This window comes from Pseudoalteromonas sp. OF5H-5, from assembly GCF_021530695.1.
GTDB lineage: Bacteria > Pseudomonadota > Gammaproteobacteria > Enterobacterales > Alteromonadaceae > Pseudoalteromonas.
This window is the reverse complement of record NZ_JAKGBF010000004.1, coordinates 35,934-56,695: the sequence shown is the minus strand read 5'-3', so window position 1 is coordinate 56,695 and position 20,762 is coordinate 35,934. Positions and strand designations below refer to the sequence as shown.

Genomic DNA, 20,762 nt, shown 5'->3' with positions numbered 1-20,762 from the left:
GATGCTAATAAATTATCTCACAATTGCGCTAGGTGGAGCGTTTGGTGCAATGTTACGCTTTTTTATCAGCGATATGTCGATAAAACTCTTAGGTAAGGGATTCCCTTTTGGGACGTTGATCGTTAATATTCTTGGTTCATTATTGATGGGTGTGCTTTACGGTTTAATTGAAAAAGAAGTTATTTCAGTTTCTCCATCTAAAACGTTGATAGGTATTGGCTTTTTAGGTGCGCTGACTACTTTTTCTACATTCTCAATGGATTCCTTGTTGTTACTTCAACAAGGGCAATATGTGAAAATGGCGTTTAACGTCACATTAAACGTGGTGGCGTGTATCTTTATGACCTGGGTTGGTCTTTGCCTCATCATGCAAAAAGGTTAAAAAAACAATGTTAGATTCTAAATACTTTCGTCAAGACATCGAGGAAGCCGCTGCGCGTTTGAAAAAGCGTGGTTTTGAACTCGATGTTGCTAAGATCACCGAATTAGAAGAAAAGCGCAAAGCGCTACAAACCAAAACTCAGGAATTACAGAGTGAGCGTAACAGTTCCTCCAAAGCGATTGGTCAAGCTAAAGCGAAAGGGGAAGACGTTCAACCTTTACTAGATGCTGTTGCAAACTTGGGCGACCAATTAAGTGCAGCGAAAGAAGAGCAGGATAAAATTCTTGCTGAACTTAATGACTACGCAATGTCGTTGCCAAATCTCCCTGCTGAAGAGGTACCTGCAGGTGCTGATGAGTCTGAGAATGTTGAAATAAGCACTTGGGGTGAGCCAAAGCAATTTGACTTTGAAGTTAAAGATCATGTTGACCTTGGTGAAGCGCTTGATAAGGGCCTCGATTTCGAAACTGGTGTTAAGCTAAGTGGTTCTCGCTTTACAGTGATGCGCGGTGGCGTAGCACGTATGCATAGAGCACTTGTACAACTGATGCTGAATACCCACACTGAGCAAAATGGTTATACAGAAATGTATGTACCATATCTTGTGAATAAAGCGAGCTTGTTTGGCACGGGTCAGCTTCCTAAGTTTGCAGAAGATTTATTCCACACAGAAGCATTATCTGAAGACCAAGATGGCTTTAGTTTAATTCCGACGGCAGAAGTACCGTTAACTAACTGCGCTCGCGATGTTATTTATGACGAAAAAGAGCTGCCAATTAAGATGACGGCGCATACGCCTTGTTTTAGAAGCGAAGCAGGTAGCTATGGACGTGATACACGCGGACTTATTCGTCAACACCAGTTTGATAAAGTTGAACTTGTCCAACTGGTTAAACCTGAAGATTCCATGGCTGCGCTTGAAGAGTTAACGGGCCATGCTGAGCAAATTTTACAAGCACTTGGTTTACCTTACAGAAAAGTGGTGCTTTGTACTGGAGACATGGGTTTCGGTGCGACGAAAACGTACGATTTGGAAGTTTGGTTACCAGCACAAAATACCTACAGAGAAATCTCTTCTTGTTCAAACATGTGGGATTTCCAAGCGCGCCGTATGCAAGCGCGTTTCCGTCGTAGTGGTGAGAAGAAGCCAGAACTACTTCATACTCTTAATGGTTCTGGTTTAGCGGTAGGTCGTACTCTAGTTGCGATTTTAGAAAACTACCAGCAGGCAGATGGATCAATTATTGTGCCTGATGCACTAAAACCATATATGGGTGGTGTAGAGGTTATTAAAGCAAGCTAAGATAGTACTGCTTAATTGAGCTTTGCTCGATTTAAAAACTCAAGTTATTGAAAAGAGGTTGGATTCGTCCAGCCTCTTTTTATTACTATATTATGAATGTTTTTTACAGAGAAAAATAGAAAAACAAGATCGTCAACCAACAATTTAAGTCTTGAATATCTAGGTATCTATATAAAACTAAAATAAATATGCTTTTTGTGCTCAGCTGTACAAGAATTACATTTCTGATCATTGCATGACTCGCTGAGATGTGATTTATTGAAGGTATGGGTTTGGCCAAATCTCATCGGTAAGTAGCACATCTGTATGAAATACGATGTCGCTCGTGTTTAACTTTTCTCAATAAAATCTTTAATTTAAATTGTTAGTACGAATTGTCATTATATCGCAAGTCAATATCTTCGTTTTGAATGACGTTCGCTCAAGTTTGAACTACACAGTATTAGAAACGCTAATGCTGATCGAGAAAAAGGTGAGGATATTACCTATGAAGAGACAGAAAAGAGACCGTTTAGAAAGAGCACATTCACAAGGATTTAAGGCAGGATTAGCCGGTCGGTCGAAAGAAAATTGTCCCTATCAACAAGTAGAACACAGATCAGAATGGTTAGGCGGATGGCGAGAAGCGATGGATAATCGCAACATCTTTAAAACCTGATACCGAATTTTAGGAGAACAAAGCCCCAGATGGGGCTTTGTGTGTTTTTAAAGCTATAAAACGATAACAGCGAAAAAGTTAAAATGCGCTGGTATCTTGGAAAAGACCTACTTTCAAATCTTTTGCTTCATAAATCACGCGACCATCAACTTCGACGATACCATCCGCTAGACCCATAAATAGCTTACGTTTGATAACGCGCTTCATTTCAATGCGATAAGTTACCTTTTTAGCAGTCGGTAAGATTTGACCTGTAAACTTCACTTCGCCCACACCGAGTGCACGACCAAGACCTGGACCACCAGACCAACCAAGGAAGAAGCCTACCAATTGCCACATCGCATCCAAACCTAAACAACCAGGCATTACTGGATCACCTTTAAAGTGGCAGTCGAAGAACCACAGATCAGGGTTGATGTCGAGTTCAGCAATAATTTGACCTTTACCATGCTCACCACCGTCATCATTAATTTGAACGATGCGATCCATCATTAGCATGTTGTCGCTAGGTAGGCGGCAGTTGCCTTCACCAAACATTTCTCCGCGACCACATAAAATAAGTTCTTCTTTTGTATAGCTGTTCTTCGGTTCCATAAATCTTCTTCTTAACTTGCAAATTGACGCTACTTTAGCGTACAGATGTACGCTAAACAACTCCGAACAGTTAAAAAGCGTACGGAGACTTGTAAATTTTGCGCTAAAGATATGTCTATTTGATTAAATTTCAAAAAATTGAAGAGATTAAATGCAAATCAGTTCCAATTAGGGGCGATTTATAATGTGAAAATCATTATAATCGGGGATGATTTTTTAGCAGGCTATTTTGGGTGTTCTATGATCCTTTTTGTTGACTCTTTGACCGTAATTGATTTTTCGTACCTCTGCCCACGTCGTGGTGCGGTAGGTGAAAGTTGGATCACCGATATTGTGCTGCATGGTGAGTTAAACGAAGAGTCTATGGTGTTAGACTTTGCAAAAGTTAAAAAGCAAATCAAACGTATTATCGACGAAAAGCTGGACCACAAATTAGCGGTGCCCAGTGCACTTGCGTGTAATGCAAAACACAGTGAAGGCCGATTTGAATTTGATATGCAATTTGATGGAAATCACTTAGCCATGAATGCACCAGAAGAAGCGGTGTGTGTAGTGGAAGGGGATGAAATCAATGAAGCCAATGCAATCGCTTACCTTAAGTCTGTTATTATGCCGCATATGCCTGAAAACGTGAAAGATTTAGATATAACACTGCGTCCAGAGGCCGCAACTGGCTTCTATTATCACTATAGCCATGGCTTAAAGAAACACGATGGCAACTGTCAGCGTATTATTCATGGTCATCGTTCACTGATTGGTGTAAAGCTCAACGATATCAGCATGCCTAGATTACAAAAACAATGGGCGGATAAATGGCAGGATATTTATCTTGGCAGTGAAGAAGACTTGATTGATCCTAGTTTGCTTCAGTACGTAACCGCGCATGATAAAGATTATGCGTTCGCATATACCTCGTCGCAGGGATATTTTGAGTTGGCGATCAGCAAATCACGTTGCGATATATTACCTTGTGATACAACAGTTGAATGTATTGCGGAGTATCTTGCTGGCCAAATAAAGCTGCAAAACCCACATGATAAGGTTGAAGTAAGAGCATACGAAGGGGTTGGAAAAGGAGCGATTGCGTATGCTTAAACGTGCAATTGTCATATTGCTTGCGAGCACCACTTTATTTGCTGAGGCGCTTGAATTAAAAGGTAACCTGACACAAGGTGGCATGGTCGTCGGCAAGCTTGAAAATGCAACTGAGATAAAGCTAAACGAAACAGAATTAAAGCGCTCTAAAGATGGCTATTTCGTGTTTGGTTTTGGTCGTGATGCTGAACTTAACCACATCTTGAGTTGGCAATCTGATGATGGCCAAAAGCATCGCCAAGCGATAGTGATCACGAAACGAGATTACGATATAGACAAGATCACGGGGGTGGCGAAAAAGTATGTTTCGCCACCAGAGTCGGTGCTAAAACGCATACGTGAAGAAGCACAAGCTGTGTCAAAAGCAAGACAAGGCAATTCGGATTTATTATTCTTTAAAGACCCTGTTTTCAGACCTGCGAAGGGCCGTATTTCAGGTGTTTATGGTAGCCAAAGGTATTTTAATGGTGAGCCAAAACGACCACATTTTGGATTGGATATCGCAAATAAAACGGGTGAGCCGGTCTTAGCGCCGGTATCGGGTAAAGTGGTGTTTGCAAATCCAGATCTTTATTACAGTGGCGGCACTTTGATTATCGATCACGGTCACGGCATTACCTCTACGTATATCCACCTTAGTAAACTGGATGTTAAGGTTGGCGATACGGTAAAAACAGGCGATAAAATCGCTGAAATTGGCGCGACGGGCAGGGTAACTGGCCCGCATTTGGATTGGCGCTTTAATTGGTTCGGGGAACGACTCGATCCAGCTCTACTTATGAAAGATACACTAGCGGATAAAGCAGTAAAAAAATGACAGACGAACAAAGACAAGCCATTGTTGAGCAACGCATCAAAAGCTCAATCACACATGTAACAAAGACCGTTTTCCCAGGCCGAACAAACCACCATAACACTTTATTTGGTGGTGACGCACTGGCTTGGATGGACGAAGTTGCCTTTATTGCTGCAACGCGTTTTTGCCGCAAACCTTTGGTGACTATCTCTTCAGACAGAGTTGATTTCAAAGAGGCAATTCCTGCAGGTACTTTCGCAGAATTAGTATCGAAGGTAGTGCATGTTGGTAATACCAGCTTAAAGGTTGATGTTGAAATCTATCTTGAAAGAATGCACAAAGATGATAAACACTTAGCAATTACAGGTAGTTTTACCTTTGTTGCCGTGGATGACAATCATAGGCCAACTCCTGTTGTTTGTGACAAAATGCTAAACGGCTTTGATAGCTAGTTTTTCGCTAAGATTTTATTTTTAAAATCTCTAAAGCAAATATAGGGCTAAGCCCTATATTTTACCGACCCATAAGAACACATCATACAAAATTGTAAAATTGCTACTCGTCAAGAACCGCTAAAACTCATTTACGATAATTAATCGAGCCATTATTTGTTATTTCTAAGTTGAATCTCTTTCGTTCAGAGGACAAATGAGTCATTTTTTACTCATAATTTTTTGACAGTCAAAAAGCCAAAGACCATACTTTTTACCAATATAGTGAAATAGGAGTGGTGCTCATGGCAATTCCAGTAACCGTTGCAGACGATTCTATGATGTCGAGAAAGGCTGTGCTTAGGGCAATACCTGAAGACTGGGATGTCGAAGTCAGTGAGGCAAAAAATGGCAAAGAAGCATTGGTGATGGTTGAGCAGGGCAAAGCAGAGGTGTTATTTTTGGATCTAACTATGCCAGAAATGGATGGTTTTGAAGTTCTTACGCATCTACACGAACACCATGCAAAAACCGTGGTAATCGTTATTTCCGCCGATATTCAGCCCGAAGCGAAGAAGTTGGTAGATAAACTCGGCGCATTTCGCTTTTTGCAAAAGCCATTACAAAAAGAAGAGTTACATAACACGCTACAAGAGCTAGGTTTATTATGAACATGCCACTCAGTGAAGAGCAAAGGGACGGCTTGCAAGAGCTAATGAATATATCCATGGGCCAAGCAGCGAACTCTTTAGCTCGATTAATTGAAACGAAAATTAGTTTATCTATCCCTGAAATTACTTCGGTCAGCCCAAATCAACTCAATGAGATCTGTAATACCGCACATGTTTACAGAACGAGGCAGTCATTTTTAGGGGAAATTAAAGGTGAAGTCATTAATCTATTGTCACCGCAAGGCTTACAAGAAATAGCCGAACTTATGGACTACGATAGTCCACTGGATGACTCTGATCTTAATGAAGTCTTATTAGATTTATCTAATATCTTGGCTGGTGCATGTTTAAACGGCTTTTCTAGTCAGTTAGAGCTTAAAACCTCATTGACTATGCCGACTATTTACAAACATCAACTATCCGACGACATTGCCGAGTGGAAAACCACATTGGTGATGAAAATTGCATTTATAATCGAGTCTATTGCTTTTGATTCGAGAGTGATTATTTGTTTGGATGAGAAATCCATTAAAACTGTGATCCAAAAACTCAATGCCATGCTTGGAATAGAGGACTGACTGTGTTTAACGAATTGCAGCGTTATATTCCGGTTGGAATTTGTGTACTCGACCAATCACATACGGTGGTTTTTGCGAATGAATTTTTGAAAAACCGACTACCGGATAACACTCACAAAAATATTGAGGGCATGTCTATCGATGAGGTATTTCCTGAAGCTGCAAAAATCATTAAGCGGAAATTGAAGAGTGTTTTTGCTTTAAAAGCAGCAAGTTTTAGCTACTGGGAGCATCGTCCTCATGTTTTTGAACTAAGCAGCAGTCGTCCTGTTACTGGTGATGAAACTTCAATGTATCAGAATATTCAATATGTGCCGATTTTTGAGCATTCTGAAGAAGTGAAAAAGGTATGCGTGATCATACAAGATGTGACGGAGCTTGCGAGCTATTATCAAGAGCAAAAACGTCTAACCGAAGCATTAGAGATAGAAAAGCAGGAGTTAAAAACACTCAACCTTAAGTTGGAAGCTGCACAAAACCAATTACTACAGTCTGAGAAAATGGCAGCAATTGGCCAACTAGCCGCTGGCGTGGCGCATGAAATCAACAATCCAATTGGTTTTGTGAATTCCAATATTCAAAGTTTAGAAGGCCAGGCTAGCGGACTGTTTGCGATGCTCGATTTTTATGAATCGAATTTTAGTACACTTGCCGACAGTGATTTAGCACAGCAGGAGCAGCAGCTCCAAAGTCAGCATAGTATCGACTTTTTAAAGGAGGATGTGCCTGAATTACTGCAAGAGTGCTTAGAAGGGCTGGACCGAGTCTCTAAGATAGTTGAGAGTTTAAAATCCTTTTCTCATGTTGATAACCAGGAGTGGCAAGAGGCAGATCTCATTAAAGGGATTGAAAGTACGCTGAAAATAGCCAACAACTCAATTAAGTACCATGCGGTTATCAACAAAACTTACTCTCTCGATGATGAAGTGTTGCTATATTGTCAGCCAATGCAGATTAATCAGGTATTTTTAAACTTAATTATCAATGCAGCGCAGTCAATAGCGTCAAGCGGTACGGTAACTATCTCTATCGAAGATAAACAAAACGAGGTGGTTATTGCCATCCAAGACACTGGCAAAGGGATCCCTGCAGAGGACATCAATAAAATTTTTAATCCATTTTTTACCACCAAACCTGTTGGTCAAGGCACTGGCCTTGGGCTGTCTCTATCATATAGCATCGTCGCCAAGCACAAGGGTCGCATTCAAGTTGACTCACAAGTCGGTGTCGGCACAACGTTTACGGTATCCTTTCCTAAGCTCAGCGAAGCAGATTTCTCCGACGAATTTACGGATAATTAATCAATCAAACCCAGTTCATAATAAAATTAGCCTTCATTAGGTTAGCGTTTCTTTGCAATTCATGTACTCCCTTATTGTTTTTGTTCTGATTATCCAGTTCTCAATCAGTTGGCTTTAGCTTTCTGACGCTTTCATCATCATAAAATCCAATGCAAAACCGTCACAGCGACAATGCTAAATACTGAAAAATAATTTATAACTAGCTGTTTTTAAGTTTATTTTTACCACTCAAAAATAGATAAAATAAATTGTTGCTCAAATTTTGACAGATAAGAAATATGAGACTAAAGTAACATATAAGACAAATGAGACGGGGCGAAAAATGCAAGCGATCACAGAAAACACACAGTCATTGCAATATCTCACTTTTCAGTCAAGACAGGATTGCTATGCAATTGAGATCCTGTCAATAAAGGAGATTATTGAATTGGGCTCCGTGACAAAAGTCCCTTTGATGCCTGAGTTTATTAAAGGAGTGATTAATTTAAGAGGCTCAGTCGTACCCGTTATCGATCTGTCAGCTCGGCTTTGTGGAGAAGTAATAGAAGTTGGCAGACGAACCTGCATTATCATTTGTGAATTCAGTATTTCTGACAACCTCATTGAGATGGGTGTCATTGTTGACGGCGTTAATGAAGTCATAGAAGTTGACGCAAAAGATCTAACCAACTCACCTCAGTTTGGCGCGCAAATCAGAGCCGACTTCATTGCTTCCATGGTAAGACGCGGAGATGAGCTACTCATCGCGCTAGACCTTGAAAAAGTTCTCTCAGTTGAAGAGATGGCTGAGCTGATAGAGTTAAGCGAGCGTGGTAGTCATCTTGGGGAGTCAGCATAATGCAGATACTTCCAATTAATGAGCTAAAGGCAATCTACAAGTACTACATTAGCGCTGCGGTGTTGCTCAGCCTAGTATTGTCTCTCACGCTATTACTCAGTGTTCGCGTTGATATTTTGTCGCTATCTTCTGTGCTCATCACCAGTGCACTCTTAGCGGTAACGTTAAGGCAGCGTCATTTAACTGCAAAAGTCATTCTTGATTGTGAGGCATTTGCTAGTTATTCGAGTGAGATGCAAGAGCATTGCGAGGTGGAGCAGCACAATACAGAATCTGTTGCCGCGATTTTAGAAACCGTTATTAATCAGGTCTACAGTATTAAAACCTTGGGTAATGACTCGGTTTCTGGGCTGACCTTGCAGTTTTCAGAGCTAAGGCAGGCACTAAATAACACGATCGAATCGGCACGAGGTTCTGTAGAAAATTTTGGTGATGATGAACACTGTTTTGCCAAACACAGTCAAGAAGAACTCAATGAAGTCCTGCATAGTTTGCGCGTGGCTCTCGGTTCAAAACTCGAGGTCGTCAATTCCAATCAAGCTGTAAGTCATGCTGCCAAAGAACTAACTGAGCAAACCAAATCCATTCAAAAAATATCAAAAGAGATCACGTTATTGTCACTCAACGCATCAATTGAAGCTGCAAGAGCGGGGGAAGCCGGTCGGGGGTTTGCCGTGGTAGCGGAAAGGGTGCGTGAGCTTTCGGATATTACCTCAGAAGCTGCAGAGCTTATTATTGAAAAGATGAACGGCTTAACCAATGCCGTTGCTGACAATACTGAAAAGCTCACCGAATCACAGGCACAAGACGTTACGCTTATGGATGACGCTGAATTACATATCCGAAAAGTGCTCAATGAGATGGCGACGGTCGCTAATGAGCTGACGCAATCGGTACATGGATTAGATAATACCGCAAGCAAGATAAAAGCGAACGTCGACGACGCGATAACCGATTTTCAATTTCAAGATAGAGTGAGCCAAAAGCTAGAGCACATTTGCAAAGGGCTTACTTCATTAGTCTCACTATACAGGACCGAAGGTGAGCTAGGCGAGGACGGGTTGGCTGCATTACAGCAAGAAATGTTCAACTCTTACACCATGAAAGAAGAAAGGGAATGTCATGTTTCAACCACTGAAAATACGTCTCAACACGACCATGTTGAAGACGAAGTAACATTTTTCTAGGAGGTCTTATGACTAAGAAAATTATGATAGTAGATGATTCGGCTTCAATTCGTCAGGTGGCAAAAATGACACTACTCGCTGAAGGTTATGAAGTCATTGATGCCTGTGATGGTCTCGACGCAATCAACAAACTAGATGACGGCAAAATCAACCTGATCATTAGTGATTTGAATATGCCAAACATGGACGGGCTGAGCTTGTTGAAGAAAGTGAAAGAAATGGGCCAATATCGCTTTACGCCTTTTTTGATGCTAACCACAGAATCGGGCTCGGATTTCGTGAGTCAAGGCAAGCAAGCGGGAGCAAAGGCTTGGATGATAAAGCCGTTTAAACCCGAAAAGCTGATTAATACCGTTTCACGTATTTTGGCGTAGGAGCATAAATATGAGCAACTTAACCATTGTGCTGCCAGAAGTATTGACCATTTATGAAGTGAGCAAAGTGGCAGCAAAATGGCAGCTCATGTTAAGCGATGACACGACGGCGATAGCAATTGACCTTAGCGAGCTGTTGGAGGTGGACGCTGCAGGCTTTCAATTAGTTGTAGCACTCGCACAGTGTTGTACGGAAAAGCCGTTATCTGTGATAGGTGTCGATGAGCATCACTCACCTTGTGCCTTATGGCTACTCAATACCTTAGTTGCATCAAACTGCGCGCAAAGGAGGTAAAATGGTTGATTTATCCGAAATTCAAGCGGTCTTTATTGAAGAAGCCAAGGAGTTGGTACTTCAATTTGAAGAAAGTCTCTTGGCAATGGAGTCTATACTGCCAAATAGTGACGACGAGATCATAAACGAGGCGTTTCGTGCTGCACATACCATAAAGGGCTCAGCCGGTGTTGTTGGCTATGACCATATTGTCGATTTTACGCATTTTGTTGAAGCAACAATGGAGCTTCTTCGTGATCACGCGCTAAATCCTTGCGAAAAACTGATTTCGACTTTGCTCGAATGTAATGACCATATAAATGCGTTAATTAAGTGCTTAGAGTCAAACGAAGATTTTCCTCAGGCGTTGACCGATGCTGAAACTGGGCTGCTAGAAAGTTTAAAGTCATATAGTGGTTTGCAAGACCAAGTCTCAAGTGAGCAAACCGTTGTCGAAAATCAAGAAGCAACGCAGAGCTTTCGAGTCTCAGCGCAGTTTTATAAGGCCTGCATGGTGGATGGTTTTGATCCGCTCTCGATTATTCGCTACATCGAAAGTAAAGGTAGTACGGTAGAAGTAGATTGGCTAATTGATGAGGTACCTGCGCTTAACGCGGTCACACCAGATGAACTAGAATTATGCCATTTTAGAATGCAGCTAGAGATACATCACTCTACGCGAGAAGATATCGATGAAGCATTTGAGTTTATTGCTGCAGAATCCAATATTGAGATAGCCCCAATTGAAGATGATAAGCCAACGCCAACACTTGTCAAAACTGATAAACAGCCCACCAAAAATAACAAAGTCAAACCAAAGAATCCCGAGCGAATGATGAAAATACCGGCGCAGAAGCTAGATGAATTAGTCAATGAACTTGGCGAGCTGGTTATCGTGTCTGCGGCACTTGAAGATCACACTAAAACAATACGTGACTCGGCCCTTACTGAAATTGTTGAACATATTCAACAACTCGTTAGTGATGTGCAAAGCAGTACACTGCAACTCAGAATGGTACAGATAGGCGAAACGTTTAATCGTTTTAGCCGTGTGGTGCGCGACACCTCAAAGGAGTTGGAAAAACAGGTTTCTTTAGAAATTATGGGGGCTGAAACCGAACTTGATAAATCAATGGTTGAAAAGATAGTCGACCCCCTTACGCACTTAGTTCGCAATGCCATTGATCATGGTATGGAGTCACCAGCACAACGAGCGGACAGTGGAAAGCCTGAATACGGTACCTTATCACTCAAAGCCTTTCATGATTCGGGCAGTATTGTAATAGAGATCAGTGACGATGGACGCGGGCTAGACAAAGAAAAAATTAAAGAAAAAGCAATTCAGCGTAATCTGATCTCACCTGATACTGAGCTTACTGACAAAGAAATTGCTAACTTAATCTTCGAACCAGGCTTTTCCACAGCCGAAAAAGTATCAAATATCTCGGGACGCGGCGTTGGCATGGATGTGGTGAGAAAAAACATTGAAGCGGTACGTGGAACGGTGAGTGTTGAATCTGTCGAGCACCAAGGTACGTGTTTCCAACTCAGGTTGCCGTTAACCATGGCCATTATCGATGGTTTTATGGTGAGTGTTGCTGATGCTAAGTTCGTCATTCCACTCGATATGGTTACAGAGTGTATTGAACTTCCGCTTGGCAATGGGGCAACTCGTCAAACCGATTACATTAATCTGCGCGGTACGGTGCTGCCATTTATTCATTTGAGTCGTATTTTCGACTTACCAACGAACCCTAAGATCAGACCAAGTATTGTCGTTGTGAAGTACGGTCAGTTGCGAGCTGGCATCGTCGTCGATCAGCTGTTAGGTGAGTTTCAAACGGTCATCAAACCACTCGGTGCGTTATTTGAAAAGATGTCGGGGATCAGTGGCTCAAGTATTTTAGGGTCAGGAGACATTGCGCTCATTCTTGATGTACCAAAGCTCATTCATGATTTTGCTCATGAACCTGAATCTAGAAAATTAGCTAACTCTTAATAAGGGGATACATAATGGGAATTTTACCAGCAATCTTTGACAAACAAGTTACTCAACTGTCGAAGGCAGTCGTAAACGCGATTGAACACTCAGATCTTACCCAAGTAAACCCCGCTTTATATGAAGGGGAAGCCAAAACACTCGCGACCAATATATTAAGCTTGCTTAAAAGTAATGCAGAATTAACGGCTATCGAGACCACAGGCACATTTGCTGCTCTCCTAGATGGTGCTGGTCGGATTGTTCATCAAAGCAATCAATTTACCCAACTTATTGCAAATAACGCACAAAGTGATGGTAGATATATTACTGATATGCTGTCGTTGCACAATAACTTTTCCGAGCTGATAGACAAAGCCACCACTGTTAATATGCCTAGTGGATCTTATCAATTAGAAATCATGAAATTAGCAGAGCCCATTTCTAACTGTAGTTTCGTGGCTAAATTAATCAGCCAATCGAGTTTGAGCGCTGGAAGTAATAGCGATTTTTATAAGCAAGCCATGGATTACAGTACCGCTTGTATTATGCTGGCTGATGAAAATTACGATATTGTTTATATAAATCGTGCCATGCGAGACATGTTACTCAGGTTAGAAACTGCGATCCAAAGCACGTTACCTACCTTTTGCGTCGACAAACTGGTGGGAGGAAGTATTGACCAGTTCCACCGTAATCCAAGCCACCAGCGCACTATGTTAGCGAGTTTAACCTCTACGCACGTTGCAAAGCTCGGGTTTGGCGAGCACAGCTTGGAGCTCATGATCACCCCCGTATTTGATGAAAGCAATAAGCGTATTTCTACTACGGTTGAGTGGACAGACGTAACTGATGAAAAGCGCAAAGAGCGCTTGTTAGAAGAAGAGTTTGGTGTTGCCTTCCAAGCGGTAGCTTGCGGGGAATTTGACAGACGCATTGAAGCCAATGAGTTAGAGGGATCGATAGGCAGAATTGCTGAGGCATATAATAAGTCGATGGAAGTGCTGGAATCGGTACTTGAGGACAATTTTGCCGTGCTCAACGCAGTGAGTGAAGGTAACTTATCATTAAAGCCCAAAGTACAAGCACAAGGGCTTTTAGGTGAGCTGGCGCAACGTACAGCCAATCTCACCGATGTGTTAGATACCTTAGCGACCGATATCGTCGAGTTGGTTTCGCAAGCGGTCAAAGGAAACATCCAAAATCGCGCAGACACTTCTAACTATGCCGGCGCATTTAAAACCATGACTGATGGTCTTAACGAGGTATTGGAAGCGACTGAAAAACCGATTCAAGAAATTGCTAACGTCATGGATGGGTTAAAAGAAGGTCGCCTTGATGTTGAGATTGCAGGAAGCTATTCAGGTGTCTATGACGAGTTGAAGCAAAGCGTCAATAGTACAATCTCCAGTTTAAGTCGCATTATTTGTGATGTTCGTTCTAACTCAGAGTCGCTAGCGCAGGCATCTACCGAAGTCTCTTCTACAGCACAGTCATTGGCACAGAGTGCAAGCGAACAAGCCTCATCAGTTGAAGAGACATCAGCCTCTGTTGAACAAATGACGGCATCCATTGCCCAAAATGCAGAAAACTCCAAAATCACCGACGGTATGGCATCAAAAGCGGCAGGTGAAGCACAAGAAGGCGGTAGCGCCGTGGAAGAAACCGTATCGGCGATGAAACAAATTGCTTCTAAGATAGGTATTGTCGATGACATTGCTTATCAAACGAATCTGTTGGCACTCAACGCTGCCATAGAAGCGGCTCGAGCTGGAGAGCATGGTAAAGGGTTTGCTGTGGTGGCTGCAGAAGTCAGAAAGCTTGCTGAGCGTTCTCAATTTGCAGCGCAGGAAATATCTCAGTTAGCATCTGGCTCAGTGAGCAAAGCCGAGCGGGCAGGCAGTCTACTTGCTGAAATCGTACCCGCAACAGGTAAAACCTCTGATTTAGTACAAGAGATCTCCGCAGCGTCAGACGAACAAGCGGCAGGTGTTGGCCAAATCAACGACTCGATGAATCAAATCACCCAGCTAACGCAGCAAAATGCGTCATCGTCAGAAGAACTTGCAGCCACCGCGGAAGAGATGTCCAGTCAAGCAGAGACGCTTACCCAGCTCGTCGCCTATTTTAAAATCGGAGACATTGAAAGCCAAAGCAAAATGCGCGTGTTAGAAGGAGGCAAGCCGCAAACAGAAGCACAACCCGTCGCCGAGCGAAAAGAAGTTAGTGCTGGGCAAGCTCGCTCAAAAGAGCACTTTGAACAGTTCTAAGGAGGTGCCACATGATTGGGGACTTTATTAGCGATCAAGAATTTACCTGTATTGCTGACTTCTTCAAAGCCGAATCAGGAATACATCTTAGGGATCATAAAAAGAACTTAGTCTGTGGACGACTAAATCAAAGACTGAGGATTTTAGGATTAAGTAGCTATGGTGAGTACATTGAGTATCTAAAAATACCCAATAACAAAGGTGAGCGAAATATGTGCATCGACTTGCTGACTACCAATGAAACCTATTTCTTCAGAGAGCGTAAACACTTTGAAAAGTTAGCAGAGCTGTTTACCACGTACTACCAAAAGTCTGCACCAGATATTTGGTGTGCGGCTTGCTCTTCTGGCGAGGAAGCATACACCTTGGCCATGTGCACACAGGAGCATTATGGTCACGGGAATTGGGTGGTGCGTGCCAGCGATATTTCTGAGCGGATGCTGGATTTAGCGAAAAAGGCAATTTACCCCTTACATCGTGCTAAAAACATTCCTGACGAATACCTAAGGAAATACTGTCTAAATGGCGTCGGAGAGAAGACCGGCTATATCATGGTGAATGATGAGCTCTATCATAAAGTTAATTTTTTCAAAAATAATCTACTTGTGCCTTATATCGGTGGTAAAGCTGACATAATATTCCTCCGTAATGCACTGATCTATTTTGAAAAAGATGAAAAGGTAAAAATCCTCGAGAATATTTATAGGGCGATGCCGAAGCAAGGTTTTTTGTTTTTAGGACACTCCGAGAGCTTAAATGGCGTGTATGACAAATTTGAATCAATCGCCCCTGCGGTGTATGCAAAATGTTGATGCCAAACAGAGACGTTGAATCAATATTTTTGCAGCCGGGTAGTTTGGCAATTGAGTCATTTCGTCCAGCAACGCTCAATACCTTGCTGGGGTCCTGTGTTTCATTTGTTTTAGTGTCTAAGCAGCACCAACTAGTTGTTGTGAGTCATATGCTATTGCCAACCACAGAAAAGCCGAATGACGATGAGCCCGCTAAATATGTCGATAAGACTTTTTCGTTGGTTCGCCAATATTTAAAGCGGTTTAGTATCCCTGAGAATTGTGTGGAGATTAAGCTTTTTGGTGGTGGAGAGATGTTCAAAACGTCTTGTTCAGAGACTGTCGGTATGCGAAACATCGAAATGAGTCATAAGCTGATTGACGATTATGGATTTAGGCTTGTCGCGCGTGATGTTGGTGGCCCTTATTATCGGAGAATTCAAGTGGATCTCAAGGATGGCGCTTGCCGGGTAGACCGTTTTCATGTTGCGTTATCGAGTAGGAGAGCAACCTGATGTCGAATAAAATTTCCGTCTATATTATCGATGACTCTGCTGTGGTAAGACAAACGGTCACTGCGATGTTGGAGTATTCGCCTGAAATCTGCGTGACTAAGGTGTTTAGCAACCCTGTCTTGGCGCAGCCCAGCGTGTTGGCAGAGCCGCCAGATGTAATTATTCTTGATATAGAAATGCCACAGATGGATGGTATTACCTTTTTACGCTGGCTCATGGCCAATAAACCTATCCCCGTGATCATTTGTTCATCGCTAACAACCACAGGAGCTCAATTGTCGGTAGAGGCACTCTCTCTTGGCGCATTTGAAATCTTAACTAAACCAGAGTGTGGCTTAAAATCATTTCTTGAGTCTCAACGCGAGCAATTTATTAAAGTGGTTAAGCAAGCGAGATTCTACAGACCAAAGTCCTCTACGGAAGACATAAGCCGTGCGCCTGCTATCGATGTTGCAATGAGCAATACCAACCTTGCCATTAATACCACTGATAAAGTGGTAGCCATCGGCACTTCGACAGGGGGGACGCAAGCGCTTGAGTACATATTTAGTCAATTAGAACCCGAATTGCCTGGTATTGTGGTGGTACAACATATGCCAGCCAACTTCACTAAAGCCTTTGCTCAAAGGCTAAATGATATTTCAAAATTAAAGATTAAGGAGGCTGAGCATAACGAACGCGTACTGGCTAACCATGTGTACATCGCGCCAGGAAGCCATCACCTTCAGCTTGTTCGTCGTGGTGCATTCTATTACACTCAGCTCAAAGATGGGCCGCCAGTGCAGCGCCATAAGCCTTCGGTCAATGTATTGTTTCAATCTGTTGCGAAGCAAGTTAGAAGTAATGCTATCGGATTTATATTAACCGGAATGGGCGCAGATGGTGCATTTGGTTTGTTAGAAATGAAGAAATCGGGGGCGAAGACTTATGCACAAGATGAAAGCTCCAGCATTGTATTTGGAATGCCAAAAGAGGCCATTAAGCTAAATGCTCACAGTAAAGAAGTGACTCTAGCGGATGTGCCGATGACAATAACTCAATGTTTTTCATAACGTTACTGTTGGGGTGAGCTCAACTCTTGTTTACGCGATTAAAAGGAAATTAGCTTGAAAGCGACTACATTAACCCGTAATTTTTTTCATGGATTGGCTGCAGTTATAGCCATCACTCTATTTGGATGTGCGTCACAAAATAGGACAGTTTTAACACCCACCGAGAAATTGAACGTTGAAGCGTTTCACTGTGGCGAGCAGTGGATGACAGAGGTCGATGATCTTTTAATAAGTGGCGATGGTAGCGGGCATGGTCCTGATTTTGGCAGCCAAGAATGGCAATCGGTCATTGAGTTTAAACTTGGTGTAAGAAGTTACTCGGATAAGCCTGACCGTAGCACGCAGGATTGGTGTCGCTATATTGACGAGCACTTAAAACAACATACGCCTTCATTCGCTTGTAACGAGGTAAGAGCAGGAAGCATGGAAGCCGTTATTTGTGATAGTGCGGCGTTGTCTCGACTGGATCGCAGGCTAAATTCTGTGTATAAAAAAATTGTAAAAGAGCCGCATTCGAAGCAGCTTAAAGCCGAGCAAAGAGGGTGGATAAAAGGGCGCAATGCGTGTTGGAAATCTAGCGATATCACGCATTGCTTGAAGCAGTCGTATATTCACCGTATTGCCGAGCTTGAGGCTCGTTTTGCATTAGTGACTAGCTCCGGGCATACGACGTATCTCTGTAACGATAAGTTATTATCCGTTTTTTACTACGATACTCAGCCACTAAGCATAGTCGCTGAATTTAATGACAGTGAAAAGCTGATGTTCATCGATAACTCCGCCAGTGATACTCATTACCGCGGTGGCGATTATCACCTTAAAGTACAAAGTAATGTAGCAATATTAACTTGGGGTTATTATCAACAGCCCATCCAGTGCAAAGTTACAGTAGACTAAATTTAGAAGCAGATTAGCGCTTCGAGTTGAAGCGCTAATCACCGGTTGAATGATAGCAAATCTTGTCGAGCATCATGATAATAAACGAGTCGTCTTTTGCTTTTCCTAAGAACTCCATAGCGTTAAATTCAAACGTCCCATCAGATTTGACTTCGTATTGAAGAAGAAAATCAAACTTTTCGCCTCCTTCTTCTACATAACCATCAATATTTATGTAGTTTCTGCCCCAATCGCTTGTGAGATAATCCCAAGTGAGTTCGGTAAAAAAATTATTCATAACTTGGCGAAAAGTGTAGTCGCTACACTCTTTAAACGGTGTGTCCTGCATTCGGTCAATTTCTAACTCAGCAGTATAATCGGCATAAGCTACAGATGAGGTGACTAAAAATCCAAGTGCAGCTAGGTTAAGTGAGAGCTGTTTCATCATTTTCCATTTTTATGTCTGACGCGAAATTAAAGTATATCAAGCAATATGAAATATTTTGTTATTCGAACCAAACTACTTTATTTTTGCCAGTATGTTTAGCCTCATACAAAGCTTTATCAGCATCATTTAAATGTCCTGTAATAGACATTTTTTCCATCTCGGGAAGTACCGCTTTTACACCAATGCTGACCGTGAGATGTATTTTCTCTTTTTCTGACAGTGTAATTTCCAAGTTAGATATGGATTCTCTGATGGTCTCGATCAGTGCGCTAGATGATCCATGTGTGGCATCAAGTAACACAAATGCAAACTCCTCACCTCCCATTCGCGCGGTAAAATCATCACTGCGTAGCGCATCCTTTATGGTGTAAGCAATCAGTTTAATAGCTTTGTCACCAGCATCATGACCGTAGGTATCATTAATAGACTTAAAGTTATCGATATCTACCATACCAATTAAATAGGGGAAGGATATCTCACCAACTTCGGCGGCTTTTTCCATAAAGGCACGTCGGTTGGGCAGGCCTGATAAGGTGTCGGTCATTGCAAGTTCAAGCAGTTTGTTTTCTGCTTCTTGGCGCTCTTTATCGAGTTTAACCGCATAGTATAAACCCGCTAGAGAATCGACCAGTGGTTGTAAGAATTTTGCATCTTCTTCGGTATAGTCAAAAAACTTATTCGCAAGTCCTATCATACCGACCAATTCGCCATTGAGCTTTATCGGCAGCCCTAAAAACTTAGAGATCCTTGGGTGTCCTTTTGGCGTGCCTTTCGACGCAGGGTGCTTGCCTCGTTCATTACTAATGACGGTTTTTCCCGTCAGGATCACTGATCCAAACAGATTATTAAAATCAGTAAAATAGAGATCGTTATCATAATATCTCTGTACCAATTGAGAGCTTAAATCATTCCACTGCATTTCTGAAATGGCATGAATAAAGAGCCTTGGTACACCGGCGGTATGCTCAAGCTCGCCGATCAGCGCAAATTGGCTATCCGCAATGTCGATGAGCTCTTCTAGAATTTCACGGCATGATTTAGACAGATCACCTGTTTTTAAATAGGCTGACTGTGCTTTACTGATAAAAGACAGTAATTGCTTTTGCTTTCGCTCTTGCAACTGTGCTTCCATCCGGTAGGTAATATCCCGGTGAGTACCAGCAAGGCGCAGTGCTCTGCCACTATTATCGCGTTCAACCACTTTGCCATAGGTTTCTATCCACACCCAGTGGCCATCGGCATGTTTCATTCTATAGGACGTGGTGTAGGCATCGGTTAACCCTTGTAGGTGTTTGGCTAGGTCTCTTTCTACGTGACTACGATCGGCTGGATGAATAAGTTGGCGGAAGTAATTAACACTGGTCTCAACGTATTCAAATTCAATTCCAAGCATATCACACCACTTTTTATTAACTTTATTGATATCTGCTGGAATATTCCAATCCCATGTACCTAGCTCCGAGGCTTCTAACAATAGGCGCATCTGTCGGTTCGTCTCATTGAGTTTGTCTTCGGTGTACTTTTGCGCAGTATTTTCGGTAATAAAAGCCTGAATGCTTGTCATTCTGCCGTCGTGGTTAAAGTGCGCCACGGTGATCATACGGATCCAGATCTGTTTTGAGTCTAATGCCATCTCTAGCAAAATTTCAGACGCTTCTAAACCATCCAAGTGGTTTTGTAAGTTAAAATGAAATTTCTCAACACTTGGCTCGGTGAGTAAGTCTTCAAAATGCAATTCCCCGGAGCATAAGTGAAAAGCGTCAATACCAATCACGCGCTCAATATTCGGAGAAACCGTACGAATGCGCAGCCCATTATTGTACTTCCACTTAATTAACACGATTGGTGAAAAGCGGATTAACTCTTGATCTTCGAGGTATAACGAATAGTTTTTTTGTAGCTCTAAAATATTGGTGATAAGACCGCTGATCGTCTCGAGTAAATGAACATCTCGCTCGGCATAGTTTTTCGGTTTGGTATCGATTAAACATACGCCACCGATTGGCTTGCCGTCGAGTCTAAAAGGTACACCCAAGTATGAGCGAATGTAGGGCTCGCCAGTCACGAGCGGGTTATTGGCATAATTTTCATCCAAGGCGGTATCTGGAACAAGCAAAGACCTGTTATGTTTGATTAAGCTCTTACAAAAAGCATCTTGCTCCGGTGTCCTATCGGCTAGGATCCCATGTCTGGCGATCAGATGTTGCCATTGCCCTTCGATTACAGTGACTAAAGTTATTGGTACCTCAAAATAATCAGATAGGGAGGTAAGTAGCGTATTGAGGTCGGCGAGCGGAAAGCTTGATTCGACTAAATCTTGTGTTAATTCAACTTTTGCAAAAGTATCCAC

22 protein-coding genes are annotated in these 20,762 nt (G+C 42.3%); 19 read left to right on the top strand and 3 right to left on the bottom strand.

From position 1 onward, the window contains the following. Position 1 precedes the first annotated feature (1 nt). The 3 genes from crcB (at position 2) to rmf (ending at position 2,343) form a co-directional block, all read left to right on the top strand. Entirely contained in the window at positions 2–382 is a 381-nt protein-coding gene (gene crcB / locus L1271_RS07000) for a fluoride efflux transporter CrcB (RefSeq protein ID WP_102056789.1), read from the top strand. A gap of 7 nt (positions 383–389) precedes the next feature. Beyond that, positions 390–1,685, top strand: a complete 1,296-nt coding sequence (gene serS, locus L1271_RS06995) for a serine--tRNA ligase (RefSeq protein WP_045988497.1) — start codon at positions 390–392, stop codon at positions 1,683–1,685. 487 nt (positions 1,686–2,172) lie between these two features. Continuing rightward, complete coding sequence (rmf, locus tag L1271_RS06990; RefSeq protein WP_010372771.1) at positions 2,173–2,343, top strand: ribosome modulation factor; 171 nt, start codon at positions 2,173–2,175, stop codon at positions 2,341–2,343. A gap of 78 nt (positions 2,344–2,421) precedes the next feature. Here the strand turns inward: rmf and fabA are convergent, their stop codons facing one another. After that, positions 2,422–2,937 carry a 3-hydroxyacyl-[acyl-carrier-protein] dehydratase FabA gene (gene fabA, locus L1271_RS06985; protein WP_010372774.1) on the bottom strand — a complete coding sequence of 172 codons (516 nt, stop codon included), beginning with the start codon at positions 2,935–2,937 and terminating at the stop codon, positions 2,422–2,424. Between the two features lie 240 nt (positions 2,938–3,177). Between fabA and L1271_RS06980 the strand changes: the two genes are divergently transcribed. The 16 genes from L1271_RS06980 (at position 3,178) to L1271_RS06905 (ending at position 17,985) form a co-directional block, all read left to right on the top strand. Next, positions 3,178–4,032 (top strand): 6-carboxytetrahydropterin synthase, encoded by an 855-nt coding sequence (locus L1271_RS06980; RefSeq protein ID WP_010604735.1) that lies wholly within the window; start codon positions 3,178–3,180, stop codon positions 4,030–4,032. Further along, positions 4,025–4,849 carry a M23 family metallopeptidase gene (locus L1271_RS06975; RefSeq protein ID WP_235367436.1) on the top strand — a complete coding sequence of 275 codons (825 nt, stop codon included), beginning with the start codon at positions 4,025–4,027 and terminating at the stop codon, positions 4,847–4,849. The genes L1271_RS06980 and L1271_RS06975 overlap by 8 nt, the downstream gene beginning before the upstream one ends. Further along, on the top strand, positions 4,846–5,280 hold the full coding sequence (locus tag L1271_RS06970) for an acyl-CoA thioesterase (RefSeq protein ID WP_010372783.1): 435 nt from the start codon (positions 4,846–4,848) through the stop codon (positions 5,278–5,280). The genes L1271_RS06975 and L1271_RS06970 overlap by 4 nt, the downstream gene beginning before the upstream one ends. Positions 5,281–5,564: 284 nt before the next feature. Next, complete coding sequence (locus L1271_RS06965; protein ID WP_010372787.1) at positions 5,565–5,930, top strand: response regulator; 366 nt, start codon at positions 5,565–5,567, stop codon at positions 5,928–5,930. Then, positions 5,927–6,508 carry a chemotaxis protein CheX gene (locus L1271_RS06960; protein ID WP_010604738.1) on the top strand — a complete coding sequence of 194 codons (582 nt, stop codon included), beginning with the start codon at positions 5,927–5,929 and terminating at the stop codon, positions 6,506–6,508. The genes L1271_RS06965 and L1271_RS06960 overlap by 4 nt, the downstream gene beginning before the upstream one ends. Before the next feature lie 2 nt (positions 6,509–6,510). Beyond that, entirely contained in the window at positions 6,511–7,809 is a 1,299-nt protein-coding gene (locus tag L1271_RS06955) for a sensor histidine kinase (RefSeq protein ID WP_235367435.1), read from the top strand. A gap of 322 nt (positions 7,810–8,131) precedes the next feature. Then, the gene (locus tag L1271_RS06950) at positions 8,132–8,647 is read left to right on the top strand and encodes a chemotaxis protein CheW (RefSeq protein ID WP_010604740.1); all 516 of its coding nucleotides are present in this window, start codon (positions 8,132–8,134) and stop codon (positions 8,645–8,647) included. Further along, positions 8,647–9,834: a methyl-accepting chemotaxis protein gene (locus L1271_RS06945; RefSeq protein ID WP_235367434.1), complete on the top strand. Its 1,188-nt coding sequence runs from the start codon at positions 8,647–8,649 to the stop codon at positions 9,832–9,834. The genes L1271_RS06950 and L1271_RS06945 overlap by 1 nt, the downstream gene beginning before the upstream one ends. 8 nt (positions 9,835–9,842) lie before the next feature. Then, a complete protein-coding gene (locus L1271_RS06940) occupies positions 9,843–10,208 on the top strand; it encodes a response regulator (RefSeq protein ID WP_010372802.1) in 366 nt (121 codons plus the stop codon). A 10-nt stretch (positions 10,209–10,218) separates the two neighbouring features. Next, positions 10,219–10,503 carry an STAS domain-containing protein gene (locus L1271_RS06935; protein WP_010604743.1) on the top strand — a complete coding sequence of 95 codons (285 nt, stop codon included), beginning with the start codon at positions 10,219–10,221 and terminating at the stop codon, positions 10,501–10,503. A 1-nt stretch (position 10,504) separates the two neighbouring features. After that, entirely contained in the window at positions 10,505–12,481 is a 1,977-nt protein-coding gene (locus L1271_RS06930; RefSeq protein WP_069020652.1) for a chemotaxis protein CheA, read from the top strand. A 14-nt stretch (positions 12,482–12,495) separates the two neighbouring features. Beyond that, on the top strand, positions 12,496–14,730 hold the full coding sequence (locus tag L1271_RS06925; protein WP_235367433.1) for a methyl-accepting chemotaxis protein: 2,235 nt from the start codon (positions 12,496–12,498) through the stop codon (positions 14,728–14,730). 11 nt (positions 14,731–14,741) lie between these two features. Continuing rightward, positions 14,742–15,542 carry a CheR family methyltransferase gene (locus L1271_RS06920; RefSeq protein WP_010604746.1) on the top strand — a complete coding sequence of 267 codons (801 nt, stop codon included), beginning with the start codon at positions 14,742–14,744 and terminating at the stop codon, positions 15,540–15,542. Continuing rightward, on the top strand, positions 15,536–16,036 hold the full coding sequence (locus L1271_RS06915) for a chemotaxis protein CheD (protein WP_235367432.1): 501 nt from the start codon (positions 15,536–15,538) through the stop codon (positions 16,034–16,036). Before L1271_RS06920 ends, L1271_RS06915 begins: the two co-directional genes overlap by 7 nt. Next, on the top strand, positions 16,036–17,088 hold the full coding sequence (locus L1271_RS06910; protein WP_102056797.1) for a protein-glutamate methylesterase/protein-glutamine glutaminase: 1,053 nt from the start codon (positions 16,036–16,038) through the stop codon (positions 17,086–17,088). The genes L1271_RS06915 and L1271_RS06910 overlap by 1 nt, the downstream gene beginning before the upstream one ends. Before the next feature lie 54 nt (positions 17,089–17,142). Beyond that, on the top strand, positions 17,143–17,985 hold the full coding sequence (locus L1271_RS06905; protein ID WP_235367431.1) for a lysozyme inhibitor LprI family protein: 843 nt from the start codon (positions 17,143–17,145) through the stop codon (positions 17,983–17,985). A 34-nt stretch (positions 17,986–18,019) separates the two neighbouring features. On the opposite strand, the gene L1271_RS06900 is transcribed toward L1271_RS06905, so the two are convergent. Together L1271_RS06900 and L1271_RS06895 are read right to left on the bottom strand one after the other, a co-directional pair. Then, positions 18,020–18,409 carry a hypothetical protein gene (locus tag L1271_RS06900; protein ID WP_235367430.1) on the bottom strand — a complete coding sequence of 130 codons (390 nt, stop codon included), beginning with the start codon at positions 18,407–18,409 and terminating at the stop codon, positions 18,020–18,022. A gap of 61 nt (positions 18,410–18,470) precedes the next feature. Next, positions 18,471–20,762 (bottom strand): sensor domain-containing diguanylate cyclase, encoded by a 2,292-nt coding sequence (locus tag L1271_RS06895; RefSeq protein WP_102056799.1) that lies wholly within the window; start codon positions 20,760–20,762, stop codon positions 18,471–18,473.

Excerpts from the sequence above, each read along its gene's own strand:
- L1271_RS06910 (WP_102056797.1), top strand. The coding sequence starts at position 16,036 with ATGTCGAATAAAATTTCCGTCTATATTATCGATGACTCTGCTGTGGTA.
- L1271_RS06975 (WP_235367436.1), top strand. The coding sequence starts at position 4,025 with ATGCTTAAACGTGCAATTGTCATATTGCTTGCGAGCACCACTTTATTT.
- L1271_RS06920 (WP_010604746.1), top strand. The coding sequence starts at position 14,742 with ATGATTGGGGACTTTATTAGCGATCAAGAATTTACCTGTATTGCTGAC.
- L1271_RS06940 (WP_010372802.1), top strand. The coding sequence starts at position 9,843 with ATGACTAAGAAAATTATGATAGTAGATGATTCGGCTTCAATTCGTCAG.
- L1271_RS06930 (WP_069020652.1), top strand. The coding sequence starts at position 10,505 with ATGGTTGATTTATCCGAAATTCAAGCGGTCTTTATTGAAGAAGCCAAG.
- fabA (WP_010372774.1), bottom strand. The coding sequence starts at position 2,937 with ATGGAACCGAAGAACAGCTATACAAAAGAAGAACTTATTTTATGTGGT.
- L1271_RS06950 (WP_010604740.1), top strand. The coding sequence starts at position 8,132 with ATGCAAGCGATCACAGAAAACACACAGTCATTGCAATATCTCACTTTT.
- L1271_RS06925 (WP_235367433.1), top strand. The coding sequence starts at position 12,496 with ATGGGAATTTTACCAGCAATCTTTGACAAACAAGTTACTCAACTGTCG.
- serS (WP_045988497.1), top strand. The coding sequence starts at position 390 with ATGTTAGATTCTAAATACTTTCGTCAAGACATCGAGGAAGCCGCTGCG.
- L1271_RS06900 (WP_235367430.1), bottom strand. The coding sequence starts at position 18,409 with ATGAAACAGCTCTCACTTAACCTAGCTGCACTTGGATTTTTAGTCACC.
- crcB (WP_102056789.1), top strand. The coding sequence starts at position 2 with ATGCTAATAAATTATCTCACAATTGCGCTAGGTGGAGCGTTTGGTGCA.
- L1271_RS06915 (WP_235367432.1), top strand. The coding sequence starts at position 15,536 with ATGTTGATGCCAAACAGAGACGTTGAATCAATATTTTTGCAGCCGGGT.
- L1271_RS06965 (WP_010372787.1), top strand. The coding sequence starts at position 5,565 with ATGGCAATTCCAGTAACCGTTGCAGACGATTCTATGATGTCGAGAAAG.
- L1271_RS06960 (WP_010604738.1), top strand. The coding sequence starts at position 5,927 with ATGAACATGCCACTCAGTGAAGAGCAAAGGGACGGCTTGCAAGAGCTA.
- L1271_RS06935 (WP_010604743.1), top strand. The coding sequence starts at position 10,219 with ATGAGCAACTTAACCATTGTGCTGCCAGAAGTATTGACCATTTATGAA.
- rmf (WP_010372771.1), top strand. The coding sequence starts at position 2,173 with ATGAAGAGACAGAAAAGAGACCGTTTAGAAAGAGCACATTCACAAGGA.
- L1271_RS06980 (WP_010604735.1), top strand. The coding sequence starts at position 3,178 with ATGATCCTTTTTGTTGACTCTTTGACCGTAATTGATTTTTCGTACCTC.
- L1271_RS06945 (WP_235367434.1), top strand. The coding sequence starts at position 8,647 with ATGCAGATACTTCCAATTAATGAGCTAAAGGCAATCTACAAGTACTAC.
- L1271_RS06970 (WP_010372783.1), top strand. The coding sequence starts at position 4,846 with ATGACAGACGAACAAAGACAAGCCATTGTTGAGCAACGCATCAAAAGC.